The organism is Phenylobacterium sp. (assembly GCF_046590535.1).
In the GTDB taxonomy this organism is placed as follows: domain Bacteria; phylum Pseudomonadota; class Alphaproteobacteria; order Caulobacterales; family Caulobacteraceae; genus Phenylobacterium.
In genome coordinates this window covers 1-18,099 of sequence record NZ_JBKJTG010000208.1, presented here as the reverse complement: position 1 = coordinate 18,099, position 18,099 = coordinate 1, and the positions used below count along the sequence as shown (strand labels likewise).

At 67.4% G+C, this 18,099-nt stretch carries 15 protein-coding genes and 1 pseudogene; 7 read left to right on the top strand and 9 right to left on the bottom strand.

The features are described 5' to 3' along the window. The first annotated feature begins 17 nt into the window (after positions 1 to 17). Together ACLL81_RS12535 and ACLL81_RS12530 are read left to right on the top strand one after the other, a co-directional pair. Positions 18 to 536 carry a UGSC family (seleno)protein gene (locus tag ACLL81_RS12535; protein ID WP_411288684.1) on the top strand — a complete coding sequence of 173 codons (519 nt, stop codon included), beginning with the start codon at positions 18 to 20 and terminating at the stop codon, positions 534 to 536. A 69-nt stretch (positions 537 to 605) separates the two neighbouring features. Further along, positions 606 to 827 (top strand): annotated as a pseudogene (locus ACLL81_RS12530) (transposase); the annotation flags it as partial. A 268-nt stretch (positions 828 to 1,095) separates the two neighbouring features. Here the strand turns inward: ACLL81_RS12530 and ACLL81_RS12525 are convergent. The 7 genes from ACLL81_RS12525 to ACLL81_RS12495 all read right to left on the bottom strand — a co-directional run bounded on the left by ACLL81_RS12525 (position 1,096) and on the right by ACLL81_RS12495 (position 10,927). Continuing rightward, positions 1,096 to 1,449 carry a hypothetical protein gene (locus ACLL81_RS12525; RefSeq protein WP_411288683.1) on the bottom strand — a complete coding sequence of 118 codons (354 nt, stop codon included), beginning with the start codon at positions 1,447 to 1,449 and terminating at the stop codon, positions 1,096 to 1,098. An 850-nt stretch (positions 1,450 to 2,299) separates the two neighbouring features. Beyond that, positions 2,300 to 2,506, bottom strand: coding sequence for a hypothetical protein (locus ACLL81_RS12520; protein ID WP_411288682.1), 207 nt, complete (start codon positions 2,504 to 2,506; stop codon positions 2,300 to 2,302). 5 nt (positions 2,507 to 2,511) lie between these two features. Further along, positions 2,512 to 5,670 (bottom strand): efflux RND transporter permease subunit, encoded by a 3,159-nt coding sequence (locus ACLL81_RS12515; protein ID WP_411288681.1) that lies wholly within the window; start codon positions 5,668 to 5,670, stop codon positions 2,512 to 2,514. A 9-nt stretch (positions 5,671 to 5,679) separates the two neighbouring features. Continuing rightward, on the bottom strand, positions 5,680 to 6,945 hold the full coding sequence (locus ACLL81_RS12510; RefSeq protein ID WP_411288680.1) for an efflux RND transporter periplasmic adaptor subunit: 1,266 nt from the start codon (positions 6,943 to 6,945) through the stop codon (positions 5,680 to 5,682). Beyond that, positions 6,945 to 8,240, bottom strand: coding sequence for a TolC family protein (locus tag ACLL81_RS12505; protein ID WP_411288679.1), 1,296 nt, complete (start codon positions 8,238 to 8,240; stop codon positions 6,945 to 6,947). Before ACLL81_RS12505 ends, ACLL81_RS12510 begins: the two co-directional genes overlap by 1 nt. 576 nt (positions 8,241 to 8,816) lie before the next feature. Next, positions 8,817 to 9,569, bottom strand: coding sequence for a histidine utilization repressor (gene hutC / locus ACLL81_RS12500; protein WP_411288678.1), 753 nt, complete (start codon positions 9,567 to 9,569; stop codon positions 8,817 to 8,819). Further along, on the bottom strand, positions 9,566 to 10,927 hold the full coding sequence (locus ACLL81_RS12495) for a formimidoylglutamate deiminase (protein WP_411288677.1): 1,362 nt from the start codon (positions 10,925 to 10,927) through the stop codon (positions 9,566 to 9,568). Before ACLL81_RS12495 ends, hutC begins: the two co-directional genes overlap by 4 nt. A 108-nt stretch (positions 10,928 to 11,035) precedes the next feature. Here ACLL81_RS12495 and hutI point away from each other — a divergent pair, with 108 nt between their 5' ends. The 5 genes from hutI to ACLL81_RS12470 are packed head-to-tail and all read left to right on the top strand — an operon-like array spanning position 11,036 to position 16,862. Continuing rightward, positions 11,036 to 12,241, top strand: coding sequence for an imidazolonepropionase (gene hutI / locus ACLL81_RS12490; RefSeq protein ID WP_411288676.1), 1,206 nt, complete (start codon positions 11,036 to 11,038; stop codon positions 12,239 to 12,241). Continuing rightward, complete coding sequence (gene hutH / locus ACLL81_RS12485; RefSeq protein WP_411288675.1) at positions 12,238 to 13,770, top strand: histidine ammonia-lyase; 1,533 nt, start codon at positions 12,238 to 12,240, stop codon at positions 13,768 to 13,770. The genes hutI and hutH overlap by 4 nt, the downstream gene beginning before the upstream one ends. Next, positions 13,770 to 14,579, top strand: coding sequence for an N-formylglutamate deformylase (hutG, locus tag ACLL81_RS12480; RefSeq protein WP_411288674.1), 810 nt, complete (start codon positions 13,770 to 13,772; stop codon positions 14,577 to 14,579). Before hutH ends, hutG begins: the two co-directional genes overlap by 1 nt. A gap of 13 nt (positions 14,580 to 14,592) precedes the next feature. Continuing rightward, positions 14,593 to 16,260, top strand: a complete 1,668-nt coding sequence (hutU, locus tag ACLL81_RS12475; RefSeq protein WP_411288673.1) for a urocanate hydratase — start codon at positions 14,593 to 14,595, stop codon at positions 16,258 to 16,260. A 2-nt stretch (positions 16,261 to 16,262) separates the two neighbouring features. After that, a complete protein-coding gene (locus ACLL81_RS12470) occupies positions 16,263 to 16,862 on the top strand; it encodes a HutD family protein (protein ID WP_411288672.1) in 600 nt (199 codons plus the stop codon). A gap of 49 nt (positions 16,863 to 16,911) precedes the next feature. Here ACLL81_RS12470 and ACLL81_RS12465 read toward each other — a convergent pair whose 3' ends face one another. Together ACLL81_RS12465 and ACLL81_RS12460 are read right to left on the bottom strand one after the other, a co-directional pair. Further along, entirely contained in the window at positions 16,912 to 17,586 is a 675-nt protein-coding gene (locus ACLL81_RS12465; protein WP_411288671.1) for a hypothetical protein, read from the bottom strand. Then, positions 17,586 to 18,099 (bottom strand): HupE/UreJ family protein (locus ACLL81_RS12460; RefSeq protein ID WP_411288670.1); only part of this gene is annotated, 514 nt, incomplete at its 5' end. The genes ACLL81_RS12465 and ACLL81_RS12460, both read right to left, overlap by 1 nt.

The following is an 18,099-nucleotide window of genomic DNA, read 5'->3' as shown; positions in this document are numbered from 1 at the left end:
AAGTTCGGAGGACGTCGATGACGACAATTCTCGATCCGACCGACGAGCGCGTGCCCGTCGCGCGGCAGATCACACCGCGAACCGGAGACATCTCGGGCGTGATCGGCCTGCTCGATATCAGCAAGCCGCGCGGCAACGTCCTGCTCGACGAACTGGAGAGTCTGCTAGCGGCGCGCTACCCGAAGGTCGCGATCAAGCGCTACGCGAAGCCCACCTTCGCCAAGCCCTGCCCTTCGGACCTGCGGCTGACGATCAAGTCGGAATGCAGTGTCCTGGTGGAAGCCCTCGCCGATTGAGGATCATGCACGACGTGCAGTCTGCACGACACTGTATGGTTCGAGATCCAGGGCCTTCCCGCCGTTTCCATCGCCTCCAGCGAATTCGCCGAGGCCGCCGAGGTTCAGCGTAAGGCGCTGGGCATGGACGGCGCGCGCTATGTGCTTGTGGATCACCCGATCCAGGACGCCACGGATGACGAGATGCGCGCCAAGGCGCACGCCGTCATTGAGGCTGTGGTCGCGGCGTTGACCGTCTAGACCCGCCCGTGGCTCCCGAGGTTGGCGGGTCGGACTTCGGGCAGGCTGTACGGGGAACCGGCGCCACCTCACGCCCCCAACTCGCTGGGACGCCTCAACGGCGAGATCAGTCGCAGGACCGAGGTGGTGGGCATCTTCCCGAACCAGGCCGCCGTCATCCGCCTCGTGGGCGCCATCCTGCTTGAGCAGAGCGACGAACGGGCCGTCCAGCGCGCCCGCTACATGACCCTGGAAACCCCGGCCCCCTTGAGCGATGATTCCCTTGTCAGCCTGTCCATCCCGGCAAGCTGAGCACCCCGGCCTCGCCGGAGATCGCGGTGGTCACACCGCCGCGGCTACACCACACCAGGGACGCGACCCAGCATCATCCGCGCGCGTCGCTTCGATGCGAGTTTTTTCAAGCGCCCGTACCGTTTCAGGCGCCTCCAGGTTCGCGTTGGTCGTTGGCATGAATTGCGCCCCGCCGAGCGCTGCGGAACTGACCATCGCTGGACGCGGCGTGCTCCGATGCCAAAGGCTAGGGGTCGGATTGGTTTCGGTGAACATGACGGCCTCGGTGCTAGTTGTCGCGCACACCGCCCCATCGAGCGAAGACGGCGTTCAGCTCGGCGGCGTGAAACGTCCTTGCGTCCTGACCGTGCGCATCGCCTGCGAACCGGCCAAGACGTCGGGCGCAGTCGAAAAACCCGGGCGCCGGCAGGCCACCACGTAGCTTGCTGATGGCGAGCGCGGCGATGAACGGGCGGTCCGCCGCAGCGTCCTGCTCCATCAGGCGCTCCAGGGCTTCGGTCACCTGATGGATGGAATGGGGCGGCAAGATCTGAAGAGCCTTCGCCAGCTCCTGGTAGACAAGGGGGGTTCGGCGCTTCGCGACTTCCTCGAGGAATGCGCGCGCCCTTGCATGGATGGGCAACCGATTGTCCTCTCCCAAAGCTCGGCATTGGCCGAGGCAGCGGTCACGGAGCTATTTTGTGCCTTGAACGCCGCGTGGCCACGTGAAGCCCGGCCGGGGCAAGATGTAGCCGCCCATCTCGCGGGCCAAGTCGAACTGTCGATCAGAGGCGGTGGCAAGCAGGGCGATCACCCCGAACGCGAAGCGCCACCATCTCGGCGGCGCTCGTTTTTTACCTGTGGAAAGCGCTCTTCAGGCGGTGTCGCCATATCTGGACCCTCGGGCCCGGCTCCGCCTTCACCTTCCCATCGAGACAGCGCGCGTTGACGCAGCAACAAGTCATTCGCGGTTTCGGAGCTTTGCTCAGACATGTGGTGGGTTCCCTGAGAGCGTGCATTCGACCGCGAGCGGCGCCACGCTTCGCCAATGGCAAAGAGTGGTCTGGTCCGTCACGTCATCGGTAACCGACCCCGCCAGAATAATCACGAGGGAGTTCCTCCTCTCTTTCCACTTCCCCAAGCACATTCTGCAATGCGTCCCGTGCACAACGATCTCGAGTGGGTTCCGTTGGTCCAGAACGATAGGCGTTGGCTAGCGGGTCGTGGTCCAGACTCCCCCTGCCCCGTGGTGTCAGACCAACGGCAACGGTGGTGTCAGACCAAATTCATGGCGGGCTAACCGGAACCCGGTTAGCCGGATCATGACCAAGGCGCCCAACCCATTTCGCTGGTTCGTCATGATGTACGTCCGGTAGCCGCTGTCACTGTGCAACGTCGAGGACCTGCTGTTCGAACGCGGCATCGACATTTGCCACGAGACGGTCCGGCTTTGGTGGAACCGGTTCGGCCCGATGTTCGCCTGGCACCCCCCGCTAAACGGCTAACCTGACCGAGGTGGTTTCTGCGGGTGACGCCAAGCGGCCGGCGTCGGCGTCGCGCCAGAGCGAGATCATTCCCAGGATCGAGACGAGTGGCAGCGGCGCGATCAGGGCGGCGAAGCCTGGGCTGCGCCTCGCTGTCTCGGAGACTGCTGCGATGATCGCGCCCGAGATCACGGCCTTAAGGATGAGGTACATCATCCGGTCTACTCCTGCGAATTGAGTGGCGCCGCACCACGGGGGCGGCGACGCGGGTCACGGACGATCCGGTAGAGTGCTGGCAACACGAGCAGGGTCAGCAGCGTAGAGGAGATAACTCCGCCGATGACCACCGTTGCCAGTGGGCGCTGCACCTCCGCCCCAGCTCCGACGTTGAAGGCCATCGGCACGAAGCCGAGACTGGCGACCAGAGCGGTCATGAGTACCGGCCGCAACCGCGTGAGCGCGCCTTCACGGATGGCCTCGTCGAGGGGGCGGCCTTCGGCCCGCAGGCTGCGGATGAAGCTGACCATGACGACGCCATTCAGCACCGCCACGCCGGAAAGCGCGATGAACCCGACGCCGGCGGAGATCGACAGGGGCAACCCGCGGAGTAGCAAGGCGGCGACGCCGCCGGTTAGCGCCAGCGGCACACCCGAAAAGACGATGGCGGCGTCTTTCACCGACCGGAACAGCGCGAACAGCAGGCCGAAGATCAGCAGCAGAGCAGCGGGCACAACCAGTTGCAGCCGCGTGGCGGCGGAGATCAGCTGCTCGAAAGTGCCGCCGTAGCCGATCCAGTAGCCAGGCGGCAGTTCGACCTCGGCGTCCACCTTGCGGCGGACCTCGGCGATGAACGAGCCCAGGTCGCGGTCGCGGACGTTGGCGGTGACCACCACCCGGCGCTTGCCGTTCTCGCGGCTGATCTGATTGGGGCCGATCTCGACGGAGACCCGGGCCACGTCGGCCAGCGGCACGAACCGCCTTGGCCCCTCGCCGGTGGCAGGCAGCGGCACGCGCAGATTGCCGATCTGATCGACCTGACTGCGGATGTCCTCCGGCAGGCGCACCACCACATCGAAACGACGGTCACCCTCGAACACTTTGCCAACCACGGCGCCGCCCAGGGAGGCGGCGACCAGTTCCTGTACGTCACGGACGTTCAGGCCCAGCCGCGCCAGGGCGGCCCGGTCCGGGGTGATCTGCAGCACCGGCAGGCCGGTGGTCTGTTCCAGGCCCACGTCCGCGGCGCCGGCCACGCCGCCGACCACCGCCTCGATGGCTTCGCCCACCTCCGCCAGCCGCTCCGGGTCGTCGCCATAGACCTTCACGGCCACATCGGCGCGGACCCCCGACAGGAGCTCGTTGAACCGCATCTCGATGGGCTGGGTAAACTCATAGTTGTTGCCGGGGATGGTCTCGACCGCCGCCTGGATTTCCGCGACTAGCTGGGCCTTTGGCTTGCGCGGGTTGGGCCAGTCCTTGCGGTCTTTAAGCATCACCAGGGTGTCGGCGACGGATGGCGGCATGGGATCGGTGGCGACCTCAGCGGTGCCGATCTTGCCAAACACCAGCTTCACCTCGGGGAAGCTTTTGATGCGCGCCTCCAGGATGGATTGCATCTTCACCGCCTGGGTCAGGCTGGTGCCGGGGATGCGCAGCGCGTGCATGGCGATGTCGCCTTCGTCGAGGTTGGGGATGAACTCCGAGCCCATGCGGGTGGCGGCGAAACCTGACAACAGCACCAGCGCCACAGCCCCGCCCGCCAAAAGGGCGGGCCGGCGGAGCGCCCAGTCCAGCGCCGGCGCGTATGCGCGACGGGCACCGCGCATCATCCGGCTCTCGGTCTCCGCCACCCGACCGGTGACGAACAACGCCACGGCTGCCGGCACGAAGGTCAGGGACAGCAGCAGCGCCGCGCTCAGCGCCATCACCACGGTAATGGCCATGGGGTGGAACATCTTCCCTTCGACCCCGGTCAGCGCGAAGATCGGCACATAGACCAGCGCGATGATCATGACCCCGAACAGTGAGGGGCGGATCACCTCGCCGGTGGCGGTGGCGGCGAGATCGAAACGCTCGTCACGGGTGAGCAGCCGTCCCAGACGATGCTGCGTCTCGCCGAAGCGCCGCAGGCAGTTCTCCACGATGATCACCGCGCCATCGACGATCAGGCCGAAGTCCAGGGCCCCCAGGCTCATCAGGTTGCCTGAGACGCGGCTCTGCACCATGCCGGTGATGGTCAGCAGCATGGAGAGCGGAATGATCGCGGCGGTGATGATGGCCGCGCGCAGGTTGCCCAGCAGAAGGAAGAGCACGACGATGACCAGCAACGCGCCTTCCAGAAGATTGGTCTCCACCGTCCTGATCGTCCTGTCCACGAGGTCAGTGCGGTCGTATACCGGGGTGGCTACCACCCCTGGCGGCAGCGACTTGGCGGCTTCTTCCAGCTTCGCGGCTGCGGCGCGGGCGACCGTGCGGCTGTTCTCGCCCTTCAGCATGAAGGCGGTGCCCAGCACCACCTCGCGGCCGTTCTGGGTGGCGGCTCCGGTGCGCAGTTCCTCCCCAAGCCCGACATCGGCCACATCGGCGATGCGGATCGGCACGCCGCCCCTGTTGGTGACGATCACCGAGGCCAGGTCCGCGATCCCATTAACCTGACCAGGTACTCTGACCAGGTACTGTTCGCCGTAGCGCTCCACGTAGCCCGCCCCGATGTTGGAGTTGTTGGCTTCCAGCGCCGCGATCACCTCGCCCATGGTCAGGCCGTAGGCGGAGAGCCGTTCAGGCCGTGGCGTCACGTGGAACTGCCGCTCGAACCCACCGATCGAGTTCACCTCGGTGACGCCCGGCGCGTTGCGAAGCTGCGGCCGGATCACCCAGTCCTGCAGGGTCCTCAGGTCTTCCGGCGTATAGGGCCGGCCGTCAGGCTTGCGGGCTCCCGGCTCCGCGTTGACCGTGTAGAGAAAGATTTCGCCAAGGCCCGTGGAGATGGGCCCGAGCTCAGGGGTGATTCCGTCGGGAAGTTGGCTTCTGGCGCCCTGCAGACGCTCGCCCACAAGTTGGCGGGCGAAGTAGATGTCCGTGCCGTCCTTGAACGCCACGGTGATCTGGCTGAGGCCATAGCGTGAGATGGAACGTGTGTAGTCGAGCCCGGGCAGGCCGGCGATGGCCGTCTCCACGGGAAAAGTGATCCGCTGCTCGGCCTCCAGCGGTGAATAGCCAGGCGCTGCGGTGTTGATCTGCACCTGGACGTTGGTGATGTCCGGCGTCGCGTCGATGGGCAAGCGCTGGAAACTCCAGACGCCGACCAGGGCGCTGATCAGCGCCAGGGTGAGCACCAGCCAGCGGTAGCGGATAGAGAGGGCGATGATCCGTTCAAGCATCGCGGCGCCTCAGTGGTCGTGGCTCGCGCCGGACTTCTCGATGTCCGCGCGGATCAGGAAGGCGCCGTCGGTGACGTATTGCGTTCCGGGCTCCAGGCCGCCCAGAACCTCGGTCCACTCGGGCGTCTGGCGCCCAAGTTCCAGCATTCGGACCTCGTAGGTGTTTCCCACCCGGGCGAAGACGACGGTGAAGTCGCGGAACCGCTGCAGGGCCTTGGTCCGCACCGCCAAGGCGGTGGGCCAGGCGGCCACCTGGAACGACCCTTCCACCCCCATGCCCGGCCGGAAGGTGGCCGACGCACCGGGCGGCAAGTGCACATGGGCCATCAAGGTCTGGCTGGCGATGTCGGCGGTGGGCACGATGGCCTCCACCGGCGCCACCACACGGTTGTCGCCCGACAGAGTCCGCACCTCGACCCGCTGGCCGGCCCGCACACGCTCGGCGTCGCGGGGATAGACGAAGAACTCGGCGTGCAGCTTGGTAGGGTCAGCGATGACGAACAGGGCCTCCCCCCCCGCTACGTCGCCCACGTTGGAGTTCTTGGCGATCACTACGCCGCTCAGCGGCGCCGGGATCGAATAGGTCTGCAGGCTGTGGCTGGACTCCACCCGGGCCAGCACCTGGCCCTTGCGCACCGTCTGTCCCAGCTCGGCGTTCAGCGCCATCACCCGCCCCGGATACCAGGCACGGACGTCGGCCTGGCCCTCGGGCGTGATCTCGATCCGGCCGGCCATGTCCACCAGTTCAGCCATCACAATCGACCCGGCGGTCTCGACCGTGACACCACCGGCCCGCGCGGCCTCCGATGTTATCGTGGTGCGACCTTCGTAGGCGGCGTAGGCCCACTGATGCGCGCGGCCACCTTCCAGCGCCCGAACCTTGACGTCGAACGAGTGTGGCTCGCGGACCTCTCCCGCGCCTCGCAGGAACTCTCCCTGCGGCGCGAAGCTGAAGCGGTCCACGCGACCGTCTAGGCGCGTCAGCTCCATCGTCAGAGTCAGCTCCCGCGGATTGACCGGCTTGTCCTTGCGATAGGCGTAGACATGGAATTCAGGCGGCACGCCTTCCTCGAAGATGCTCACCTCCACGGAGAAGTCGCCGCTGCGCAGCAGGCGCCCGCGGTGAGGGCCACGCTCGAACTCGTCGACCGCGGCGCCGTGCTCGTCGGCGGCCGCCTTGGCGGGCTCGGCAGTGGGTCCGCACCCGGCCAGGGCGGCCAGGGCGAACAGCAGGAGGATCGGGCGGGTGACGGGTGGCAGGATGTGGCGGCGCATCAGCGGGCCTCCGCAGAATTGGTGGCGACGAGGGGGCGGTGCTTGCCGGTCAGTCGATCGAGGTCGGCCTGGCCGGTGTGGAAGTCGCGGAGCGCGTCGACCCGGCGCTCGCGGGCGTCGGCCAGGGCGCGCTCGGCCTCGGTGACGTCGAGGTATTCGAAACCGCCGCGGTTGAAGCCGGCGGACACCTGTTCGACGGTGCGGATGGCGTGGGGGATGACATCCGCGCGGATGCGCTCGGCCTCCGTCGCCCGCGCCCGCAGGCGCGCGGTCAGCCGGACGATCTCGCGTTCGCGGACCACCCTGGCCGCGGCGATCTCCTGCTCGGCCGCCTCACGTTCGGCCTGGGCGCGATCCACGTTGGCGCGGTTGGCGCCGCGGGCGCCCAGCGGGATCGAGCCCCCGATCACCAGGGCGACCTCGCTCCCCTCGCCGAAATAGCGCACACCGGCCCGCAGGGTCGGATCGGGGACGCCGCGCGACTGCTCGACCCGGACAGCGGCCATGGCCACGTCCCGCTCGGCCTCCAGCAAGGCCAGGTCCGGCGTGTCGGCCGCCGGCGGGGCGGTCGGCGCCTGGATGGTGAAGAAGTCGTCCAGCTTGAGGGCGAAGTCCGCGGAACCGCCCCACAAGGCAGCCAGGGCGGCCCGGCCGGTCAGAACCGCCTCCCGCGCCCGGTCGCGGGTAATCTCGGCCTGCGCTGTCAGGGCCTCGGCCCGGGAGCCGGCAAACAGGGGATCTCGCGCGCTCCTCACCCGCCGCAAGATGTCGCGCTGGGACCGCTGCGCCGAGATCAGCCGGGCTTCCGCCACCAGCAGTTCCGCCTCGGCGGCCAGCGCGTCCGCATAGGTGACCTGCACGTCGCGGATGAAGTCCAGGCGGCGCACCTCGCCGCGCAGGCGTGCCACCTGGAGTTCGGCTCGCGCCCGGTCCGTGCGGGCCTCGCGTTTGCCGCCGCGCTCGAAGGGGCGCCCATAGCTCAGCGTCGTCTCGTTGCGGTCGAGCAGGGAGTAGGGGCCAGTGCCGGCGAAGTTCTCGACCTCAAAGGCAAGCGATGGACCTGGCCTCACGCCTGCCTGGCGGATGGCGGCTTCGCCGGCCACCATCCGGGCGGTGTCGGCCGGCCGAGTTGGGTCGTGCGCCGCCCCCCGCGCGAGCGCTTCCGTCAGGCTGAGCGACGAGGCGCCCACTTGGGCGGTGGCGCCGGAGGTGGCGAGTAGGCTCGCGGTCAAAGCGACTGGCGCGAGGCGCGAGCAGTAGCGCGGGAGCCGGCATAGACCGGTGATCGTAGGCATGGAGGGTCTCTCGGACAGTCGTGAAAGAGCGCACCGCGTCGCGGGCGCAGGTGTTCAGACGAAGGTCGCGGGAGATCTGGGAGGGCGTCTCAACCCGCCGGGCTGAACGCCTTCTGCATTGGGAATTCCCTCAATGCGCCGCTGAGGCTGGGCGACGGACAACGATCCGCCAGCCTCCGCGGAGATGGAGGGCGCCCCGACGGGCGCGTCGACATGGTGATGACCTAGCCCGGGCCTGGAGTCGCCCACACCGTCGTCGGCATCCTGATCGCCGGCGCCGTCCTGGTAGCTGTGCCCACCTGCATGGTGGTCCGAGCTGACGGCGCTAACCGCCAAGCCGGCTCCATGTTCGTGCGCCACGACGGTTGTGTGCTGGACCACGTCAACCACGCTGGCCGCGGAAGCTCCAGCGAACACAACAGACAACGCGAGGCAGAGCATCGCGAGGAGGGTCCGCAACAAAGGCTTCAGAGTAGGTCGCACAGCTACATGCTTATGCAGCCCCCGGGGCGCTGGCAAGACAGGCATTGTGCCACTTTGAAGTTTCTCGGGTGTTGTGGCTGCCGACCATATCGGTCAGCCAGACGCCCGGCCTGTGGCGTGGGAGCCATCTTTTGACGGCGCAAAGCGAGCCACCAGATCATAGGCCTCACCGGGGAAGATGAGCCGTACGTGGGTGATCTTGTCGGCGCCGCGCCAGGTCCGGCGCTCCAGCACCAGGCAGGCCGCCGTGGGCTCAATGCCCAGCACATGAGCCGTTGCTCGCTGGACATTGGCGGCGCTGATCCGGTGTTCCGCCTCGGTCCAGGGGACGAACCCCAGTAACCAGCTGCCGGGTGAAGTGCGTTCGAAATCGGCGGCGGCCGCCTCGGGCACAGTATCAAGGTTGATCAAGCGCTCTTCGAGTGCGAACGGTCGCCCGCTTGCCCGGTGCAGACACCGGAGCGCCAGGACGTCCACAGCGCCGACCAGATCCAGTTCCTCGGCCTCGCGCTTGGTGGTGGCGCGGACCTTCCGCGAGAGCAGCTCATAGCCGTAGGGTTCGCCGCGGCCCGTCACCTCCGCCTGGATGTCGGGAATGTCGAGAACGACGGAGTGGATTCGCGGGCGCGAGACGAAGGAGCCCGCCCGTCGGCGTCGCACGATCAGGCCGCTTTCCGCCAGTGGCGCGAGCGCCTTGTTCACGGTCATCCGGGAGCAGCCATACTGCGCCATCAGTTCATGCTCGAACGGAATGCGGTGGCCCGGCGCCCATGCGCCCGACAGGATCTGTTCCGAGATGTCCGTTCGGATCCGCTTGTGAAGACTGGTGTCGCGTACCGGCGTCATCGGAGGAGGCGCTCCATCACCGCGCGGTAGCGGGGCACAATGACGTCCCGCCCCTGGTGCCGCCCCTGGGCCACCACCTGGCGGCCGAACCGCCAGACACAGTCCACCATCTGCGATCCCCCCGCAAAGACCCAGCTATCGATCTGCTGATCACCTCGCCGGCCACAGAGGTCCGGGTGGTCGGCCTTCAAGCTTACGATGTCGGCGGCGGCTCCGGGAACGAGCCCTGTTGCGTCCCGCCCCAGAGCCTGGGCGCCACCTGCCACAGCGCCGCGATAGAGATCGGCGCCGGTAGAGCGTCCGCCCTCACTCGCCAGAACATTGCGGGCGCGGCGCGTCAGCCGTTGACCGTACTCCAGAAGACGAAGCTCCTCAGAGGCGTCGATGCGCACGTTGGAGTCCGAGCCCACGCCGAACGCCCCACCCGCCGTAAGGAAGGCTTCCGCCGGAAAGACGCCGTCCCCCAGGTTGGCTTCCGTGATCGGGCAGAGCCCCGCGACGGCGCCCGATTGGGCCAGTCGTGTCGTCTCGCCCGGCGTCATGTGGGTGGCGTGAACGAGGCACCAGCGCGGGTCGACCGGGAACCGGTCGAGCAACCACTCGACCGGCCTGGCGCCCGACCAGGCGACGCAATCCTCCACCTCCCAGATCTGCTCGGCGATATGAATGTGGATGGGCTCGGCTGCCGCTGCGGTGAGAGCGCTGAGTTCAGCCTCGGTCACGGCCCGAAGGCTGTGCGGCGCTATGCCGATGCGGCCGTCTGGCAGGGTGGAGATTGAGACTCGTGTCGTCTCGAGAAGGTTTGCGTAGCTGTCGATCGTGTTGATGAACCGCCTCTGCCCGCCGCTCGGTTGGGCGCCGCCGAAGCCGGCGTGGGCATAGAAGACCGGCAGCAGGGTGAGGCCAATGCCCGTCTCCGCGGCCGCCGCCACGATCCGCTCTGACATCTCCGCCGGGTTTGCAAACGCGCGTCCGTCGCTGTCGTGATGGAGATAGTGGAACTCTCCCACGCAGGTGAAACCGCTCTCCAGCATCTCCATGAAGGCCATGGCGGCGACGACCTCCACGTCCTGCGGCGTGAGGCGCTCAACGAAGCGGTACATGAGTTCCCGCCAGGTCCAGAAGCTGTCGCCGGCGGGGCCGCGGACTTCCGTCAATCCGGCCATTGCGCGCTGAAACGCGTGGCTGTGGAGATTGGGCAGGCCGGGAAGCGCCAAAGCGTGGCGGGAGTCACCCGCCTCGGAAGCGACACCGATGTCGACACTGGCGATGCGCCCATCGCTCAGGCCCAGGCGCACGCCATCCGCCCAGCCGTTGGGCAGCAACGCGCTCGCGAACCAGAGGCGTGCCTCGGCCATGGGGCTTCCCGATCGCGGCCGAATACCGGCGTTGGCCGCACTGATATGTCTATACAATAACACGCTCTGACGCTAGGTATCGATTGATCCGGCTGTAGGGAGGACGCCGTGCTTTGCGATCGAGTCTGGCGAAACGCCCGGCTGGCTACATTGGCGGCGGATCGACCCGGCTTGGGCACGATCAACGGCGGCATCTTGGCCTGTTCTGAGGGGCGCATTGTCTATGTCGGCGAAGCCGCAGACGCGCCAACCTTCGAGGCGGCCGAGAGCGTGGACTGCGAAGGCCGCTGGATCACGCCGGGGCTGATCGATCCCCACACCCATCTCGTGTTCGGCGGCGATCGCGCTCACGAGTTCGAACTGCGCCTGGGGCACGCCACCTACGAAGAGATTGCTCGGTCGGGCGGCGGGATCATCTCCACCATGACGGCGACCCGCGCCGCCGGCGAGGACGAGCTTGTGGCGCAGGCCCTGCCGCGTCTGGACGCCTTGATCGCCGAAGGCGTGACCACGGTCGAGGTGAAGTCCGGGTATGGCCTATCGCTTCAGCACGAGCTGAAATCCCTGAGGGCCGCACGGCGGCTGGGCGAGGCGCGGCGGGTAACCGTCACCACGACCTTCCTGGGCGCGCACGCCCTGCCCGCCGAGTTCGCGGGCGACCCGGACGGCTACATCGATCTGGTCTGCCGCGAGATGATCCCAGCGGTCGCGGCCGAGGGCCTGGCGGACGCGGTCGACGCCTTCTGTGAAGGCATAGGCTTCACGCCCGCGCAGATCCGGCGGGTCTTCGAGGCCGCGCGCGCCCACGGGCTTCCCGTCAAGCTTCACGCCGAGCAGCTATCCAACCTCTCTGGCGCCGTGCTGGCCGCGGAGTTCGGCGCCCTGTCCGCCGATCACCTCGAACACCTGGACGCCGCCGGCATCGCCGCCATGGCCAAGGCCGGCGTGGTCGCGACGCTGCTCCCCGGGGCGTTCTACTTCGTGCGGGAGACCAGGGCGCCTCCGGTGCAGGCCCTGCGCGACGCTGGCGTCGCGATCGCCCTGGCGACAGACTGCAATCCCGGGACCTCGCCGCTGACCTCCCTGCTCCTGGCGATGAACATGGGCGCCACGCTGTTCCGCCTGACGGTGGAGGAGTGCCTGGCCGGCGTTACGCGAGAGGCGGCAAAGGCGCTCGGAAGGGCTGGCGACACCGGCGCCCTCGAGGCCGGCAAGCGCTGCGATCTGGCCATCTGGGACATCGAGCGGCCGGCGGAACTGGTCTACCGCATGGGCTTCAACCCACTTCACGCGCGTGTCTGGAGGGGACTTTGAGCGAGGCGGTATTGACGGCGGGCGAGGTCTCGCTCGGCCAGTGGCGAGAAATCTATCGCGGCGCTGACGTGCGCCTGGACCCGTCGGCGTACCCAAAGATCATCGCAAGCGCCGCCTCGGTCGAGCGCATCCTGGCACAGGGCCGGCCGGTCTACGGGATCAATACAGGCTTCGGAAAGCTCGCGAGCATGCGGATCGAGGCCCGCGATCTTGAGACCCTCCAGCGCAATATCGTGCTCTCCCATGCCGCCGGGACAGGTGAGCCCTCTCCTCGCGACGTGGTCCGGCTGATGCTCGCTCTGAAGCTGGCCAGCCTTGCGCAGGGCGCCTCAGGCGTCCGACCCGCGACGATTGAACTGCTGGAGCGGATGCTCGCGCTCAACCTGACGCCGGTCATCCCTTCGCAGGGCTCGGTTGGCGCCTCGGGCGACTTGGCCCCCCTGGCGCACATGGCCGCGGCCATGATCGGCGTTGGCCAGATTGAAACGCCGGGGTCGCGTCTCCCAGCCGCCGAAGCACTGCAGGCTGCAGGGCTCGTGCCCCTGGCGTTGGGACCCAAGGAAGGCCTGGCCCTGCTCAATGGGACGCAGTTTTCCACGGCCTATGCGCTCGCAGGCCTGTTCGAGGCTGAGGTTCTTTTCAAGTCCGCCCTGATCACCGGCGCGCTCTCCACCGAAGCCGCCAAGGGGTCGGACACGCCGTTCGACGCCCGCATCCACGCCCTACGCCGCCAGCCCGGCCAGATCGAAGCCGCCACCGCGCTGCGCGCCCTGATGGCCGGCTCGGAGATCCGCGCCTCGCACCTCATCGACGACCCCAGGGTGCAGGATCCGTACTGCCTTCGCTGTCAGCCGCAGGTGATGGGGGCGGCCCTGGACGTGTTGCGGCAAGCCGCCACCACCCTGATGGTGGAAGCCAATGGGGTGACCGACAATCCCCTGATCATCGCCGAGGACGACGAGGCGCTTTCGGGCGGCAATTTCCACGCCGAGCCGGTGGCGTTCGCCGCGGACATGATGGTGCTGGCTATCTGTGAGATCGGTTCGATCGCCGAGCGCCGCATCGCGATGCTGGTCGATCCCGCGCTCTCGGGCCTTCCCGCGTTTCTGACGCCGCAGCCCGGTCTGAATTCTGGCTTCATGATCCCCCAGGTGACGGCGGCCGCTTTGGTCTCGGAGAACAAGCAACGGGCCTATCCCGCCAGTGTCGATTCGATCCCCACCTCCGCGAACCAGGAGGACCACGTCTCCATGGCCGCACACGCCGCGACCCGCCTGCTGCCCATGGCGAGGAACGCCACGGCGGTGATTGGTATCGAGTTGCTGGCCGCGGCCCAGGGCTGCGATTTCCACGCCCCGCTCGCGTCCAGCCCCGCGCTCGAGTGCGTGCGTATGGCGCTGCGCGCCCAGGTCCCGCCGCTGCAGCAGGACCGCTACTTCCATCCCGACATGGAGGCCGCAAACGAACTCGTCCGAAGCGGCCGCGTCATCGCCGCCGCCGGATCGGCACCGCTTCCCGGTGTGGCCTGATGGACTGGCTTCAGGTCGAACGCGGCGACGCGCCGCTTGTGGTCAGCTTACCGCACACCGGGACGGATATCCCCGCGGACATAGAAGCCGGCCTGACGTCTCCGTGGCTGGCCCGCAAGGACACCGACTGGTGGGTGGAGACGCTGTACGACTTCGCCACCGGACTTGGCGCCTCCACCGTGCGGACGAAGATCTCGAGGACCGCGATCGACGTGAACCGCGACCCGTCAGGCGCTTCGCTATATCCCGGTCAGGCGACCACGGAGCTGTGTCCCACCACGACCTTCGACGGAGAGCCGTTGTACAGTCCCGGCCAGGAACCTGCCGCAGCGGAAATCGCCCGGCGGCGCGACACCTGGTTCGAGCCTTACCACGGGGCCCTGGCGGCCGAGATCCAGCGGCTGAAGCACGCGCACGGGAAGGTCGTGCTCTACGACGCGCATTCGATCCGGTCGCGGATCCCGCGCCTGTTCAAGGGCGAGCTTCCGAACTTCAACATCGGCGCCAATTCCGGGACGAGCTGCGACCCGGCGCTCGCCAAGGCCGTGGAGAAAGTCTGCGCCACCAGCGGCTTCAGTCACATCCTCAACGGCCGGTTCAAGGGCGGCTGGACGACGCGACACTACGGAGCCCCGCAAGACGGCGTACACGCCATCCAGATGGAACTGGCCTGCCGGGGCTACATGGCCGATCCCGAGGCGCCGACCCCCGCCACCTGGCCCTCCCCTTTCGATCCCGCACGCGCTGCGCCCATGCGTGCGGCGCTCACCGATGCCCTGAAGGCGGCCGTCGCCTTCGCCCGAGCCTGAGCTGCAAGAGCCCATGACCCGAATCGACAAGACCCGCGCCGTCCGCCCGGCGACAGGCACGGAACGCACCGCCAAGAGCTGGCTCACCGAAGCGCCTCTGCGCATGCTTATGAACAACCTGCACCCGGACGTCGCAGAGCGGCCCGAAGAACTCGTTGTCTACGGCGGCATCGGTCGGGCAGCGCGGGACTGGGAAAGCTACGACAAGATTGTCGAGACCCTGCGTCGCCTTGAGGACGACGAGACCCTGCTAGTGCAGTCGGGAAAGCCGGTAGGCGTGTTCCGCACCCACGTGGATGCGCCCCGCGTGCTGATCGCCAATTCCAATCTCGTGCCCCGATGGGCGACCTGGGAACACTTCAACGAGCTCGATCGCAAGGGCTTGGCCATGTACGGCCAGATGACCGCGGGCTCGTGGATCTACATCGGGGCCCAGGGAATCGTTCAGGGCACCTACGAAACTTTCGTTGAGATGGGCCGGCAGCACTATGCCGGCGATCTCTCCGGCCGTTGGCTGCTGACTGGGGGCTTAGGGGGCATGGGGGCCGCCCAGCCGCTGGCTGCAGTGATGGCGGGCGCGTCGTGCCTGGCCGTTGAATGCCAGCCTTCGCGCATCGAGATGCGCCTGCGCACCGGCTACCTGGACCGCGCGACGGAAAGTCTCGACGAGGCGCTGGCCATCATTGAGCAGTCCTGCCGTGACAAAGCGCCGGTTTCGGTGGGGTTGCTGGGCAACGCCTGTGAAGTGCTGCCTGAAATCTACCGCCGCGGCGTCCGGCCGGACCTTCTGACGGACCAGACCTCCGCCCACGATCCGGTCAACGGCTACCTGCCCAGGGGCTGGACGCTGGAGCGCTGGTTCGCGATGCGCGATCAGAACCCGGCGCAGGTTGAGGAAGCCGCGCGCGCATCCATGGCCGACCACGTTCGCGCCATGCTGGAATTCCGCAGGGCCGGCGTGCCCACCGTCGACTACGGCAACAACATCCGCCAGGTCGCCAAGGACGCCGGGGTCACCGATGCGTTCGATTTCCCCGGATTTGTGCCCGCCTACATCCGCCCGCTCTTCTGCCGCGGTATTGGACCGTTCCGGTGGGCGGCGCTCTCCGGTGATCCGGAGGACATTTTCAGGACCGACGCGAAGGTAAAGGAGTTGATCCCCGACAACCCGCACCTGCACAACTGGCTCGACATGGCGGCCAAGCGGATCAAGTTCCAGGGGCTGCCGGCCCGGATTTGCTGGGTGGGGCTGGGCGACCGCCACAGGCTAGGCCTAGCTTTCAACGATATGGTGGCGAGCGGGGAGCTCAAGGCGCCGATCGTCGTCGGCCGGGACCACCTGGACTCAGGCTCGGTAGCCTCGCCCAACCGCGAGACGGAATCCATGCGCGATGGCTCGGACGCCGTATCCGACTGGCCGCTACTGAACGCGCTGCTTAACACCGCCTCCGGGGCAACGTGGGTGTCGCTGCACCATGGAGGCGGCGTGGGCATGGGCTACTCGCAGCACGCCGGCATGGTGATAGTTTGTGACGGAACGAAAGCCGCGGCGAAGCGCATCGAGCGCGTGCTGTGGAACGACCCGGCATCCGGCGTAATGCGGCACGCGGATGCCGGTTATGAGATCGCGCTCCAGGTTGCGCGCGACAAGCACCTCGATCTGCCCGGCATCCTGGGGTGACGATGACCCTGCTCTGCGCCGTTGATCGTACCGCCGTCCCCTGGAAGAACGGCGGCGGCGTTACGCGCGAGATCGCCGCCTGGCCGCCTGGCTCGGGCTTCGACGACTTCGCTTGGCGGGTGAGCATGGCGGAGATCCACGAGGACGGACCCTTCTCCAGCTTTGCCAGTGTCGATCGCATACTGGCGGTGCTGGAAGGCGGTCTGCGTCTCACGGTCCATGGCGCCGGCGTGTTCGAACTGTCGCCGCGAAGCGCGCCCCTGGCCTTCGACGGCGAGACTCCGGCCGCCGCCAAGCTGACGGCGGGCCCGGTGCTGGACCTCAATGTCATGACCCGCCGCGGCGCGGCCTTCGCGCGCCTCGACCGGGTTGTCTCACCTGTAGCAGTTCCCGCGACGCCTGGCGCCCGTTTGGTCTTCGCGCTCGCAGATGGTGTTCGGATTCACGGCGCTGGCGGGGTCCACGGGCTCCACCGTTACGACGGCCTCTTGACCACGGCCCGCATCAGCATCGAGGCCTCGGCTAGCGCGCAGGCGATCATCGTCTCGCTGACAACTTCAGAAGAAGCGCTCGGACATTCACCTGCCCTTCTGTCGCAATGACTTCGGCGACCGTTGAGCGAGGTTCACGTTCGACCGCCTATGCGCGCAGCTAGCGTTGTGCCACGGATGGAGGCGTGGTTTCCGGCTGGATACCCGCGAGGTTGCCCTCCTGACCGCTCGGCACGAGTTGGTAGAATCCAGAAAGTCTCACGCGCACCTTGATCGGCTGCCCGGACCGGTTGCGGAAGTACCAGCCGTGGATGCCGTCAACGGGCGCGACCAACGACCCATGGGCCTCGGCGCCGCTACCCTTCTCGTATTCGGCCACGCTGACGGCGCCCTTGGCCTCCGCCGCTACGGTGTGCCCGTGGAAGTCGAAGAGGAGATTCTCCGGGACCTGCAGGCCCTCGGCTTGCCAGCTATAGACGAGCGTCGAGCCCTTCGGCAGGCGGACCTTGAACTCTAGCGCGTTGCGACGACCTTCGTCGCCGTCCGCCGCCAACGCAATCTCGAAGGTGTCCGTCCGGAATGTCGCCGGCTGCCGGCGCGCCAAGGGGCCGGCAGCGGCATGAGCCGACACGGTGATCTCCTTCGGCGCCCAGAGCCGCGACAGCCCCGTCGCACGGCCGAGACCCAGCGGGTCCTGGTTGTACTCGGCCGGCAAGACCGCAGCGAACACGATCACGGCGGCGATGATCACCGCCCCGCCCGTCGAGAGTAGCAGGGTGCGCTTCGGGGGAGACGCGGGGTCAAGAAAGTCTCCCGGAGGTTCGGCATCCGACATCAGTTCGGTGCTCCATAGACCAGGCCGCCGAGTTGGAAGCCGATAAGGACAAAGCCCGCCGTCATGATCACGACGTTGGCGGCGGTGGACATGCGGCGATAGCCCGGCAGGCTGCGCCAGCCGAGGATCAGCGCCAGCATCAGGGAAAGCGCGATCAGTTGCCCGATCTCTACGCCGACGTTGAAGGACAACATGTTGATGAGCAGGCCGTTCTCGGGCAGCTCCAGCGCCTGCAGCTTGGTCGCTAGGCCGAAGCCGTGGATCAGGCCGAATCCGAACACCGCGGCCCGCGTGTTCGGCTGGACTCCGAACAGTGTGCGAAAACCTCCCAGGTTGTCGAAGGCCTTGTAAGCCACCGACAAGCCGATGACTGCATCGACCATGTAGGGGTTCACCTCGATCCGTCCGAGGACCCCGGCCAGCAGCGTCAAGGAGTGTCCGACCGAGAACAAGGTCACGTAGAGGGCAACGTCTTTCATCCGGTGGAGGAAGAAGATGACGCCGAGGAGGAAC

What these genes read in the sequence shown, in the direction of transcription:
- ACLL81_RS12520 (WP_411288682.1), bottom strand. Translation starts at nt 2,506, where the DNA reads ATGATGTACCTCATCCTTAAGGCCGTGATCTCGGGCGCGATCATCGCA.
- ACLL81_RS12515 (WP_411288681.1), bottom strand. Translation starts at nt 5,670, where the DNA reads ATGCTTGAACGGATCATCGCCCTCTCTATCCGCTACCGCTGGCTGGTG.
- ACLL81_RS12510 (WP_411288680.1), bottom strand. Translation starts at nt 6,945, where the DNA reads ATGCGCCGCCACATCCTGCCACCCGTCACCCGCCCGATCCTCCTGCTG.
- ACLL81_RS12505 (WP_411288679.1), bottom strand. Translation starts at nt 8,240, where the DNA reads ATGCCTACGATCACCGGTCTATGCCGGCTCCCGCGCTACTGCTCGCGC.
- hutC (WP_411288678.1), bottom strand. Translation starts at nt 9,569, where the DNA reads ATGACGCCGGTACGCGACACCAGTCTTCACAAGCGGATCCGAACGGAC.
- ACLL81_RS12495 (WP_411288677.1), bottom strand. Translation starts at nt 10,927, where the DNA reads ATGGCCGAGGCACGCCTCTGGTTCGCGAGCGCGTTGCTGCCCAACGGC.
- hutG (WP_411288674.1), top strand. Translation starts at nt 13,770, where the DNA reads ATGGACTGGCTTCAGGTCGAACGCGGCGACGCGCCGCTTGTGGTCAGC.
- hutU (WP_411288673.1), top strand. Translation starts at nt 14,593, where the DNA reads ATGACCCGAATCGACAAGACCCGCGCCGTCCGCCCGGCGACAGGCACG.
- ACLL81_RS12470 (WP_411288672.1), top strand. Translation starts at nt 16,263, where the DNA reads ATGACCCTGCTCTGCGCCGTTGATCGTACCGCCGTCCCCTGGAAGAAC.
- ACLL81_RS12465 (WP_411288671.1), bottom strand. Translation starts at nt 17,586, where the DNA reads ATGTCGGATGCCGAACCTCCGGGAGACTTTCTTGACCCCGCGTCTCCC.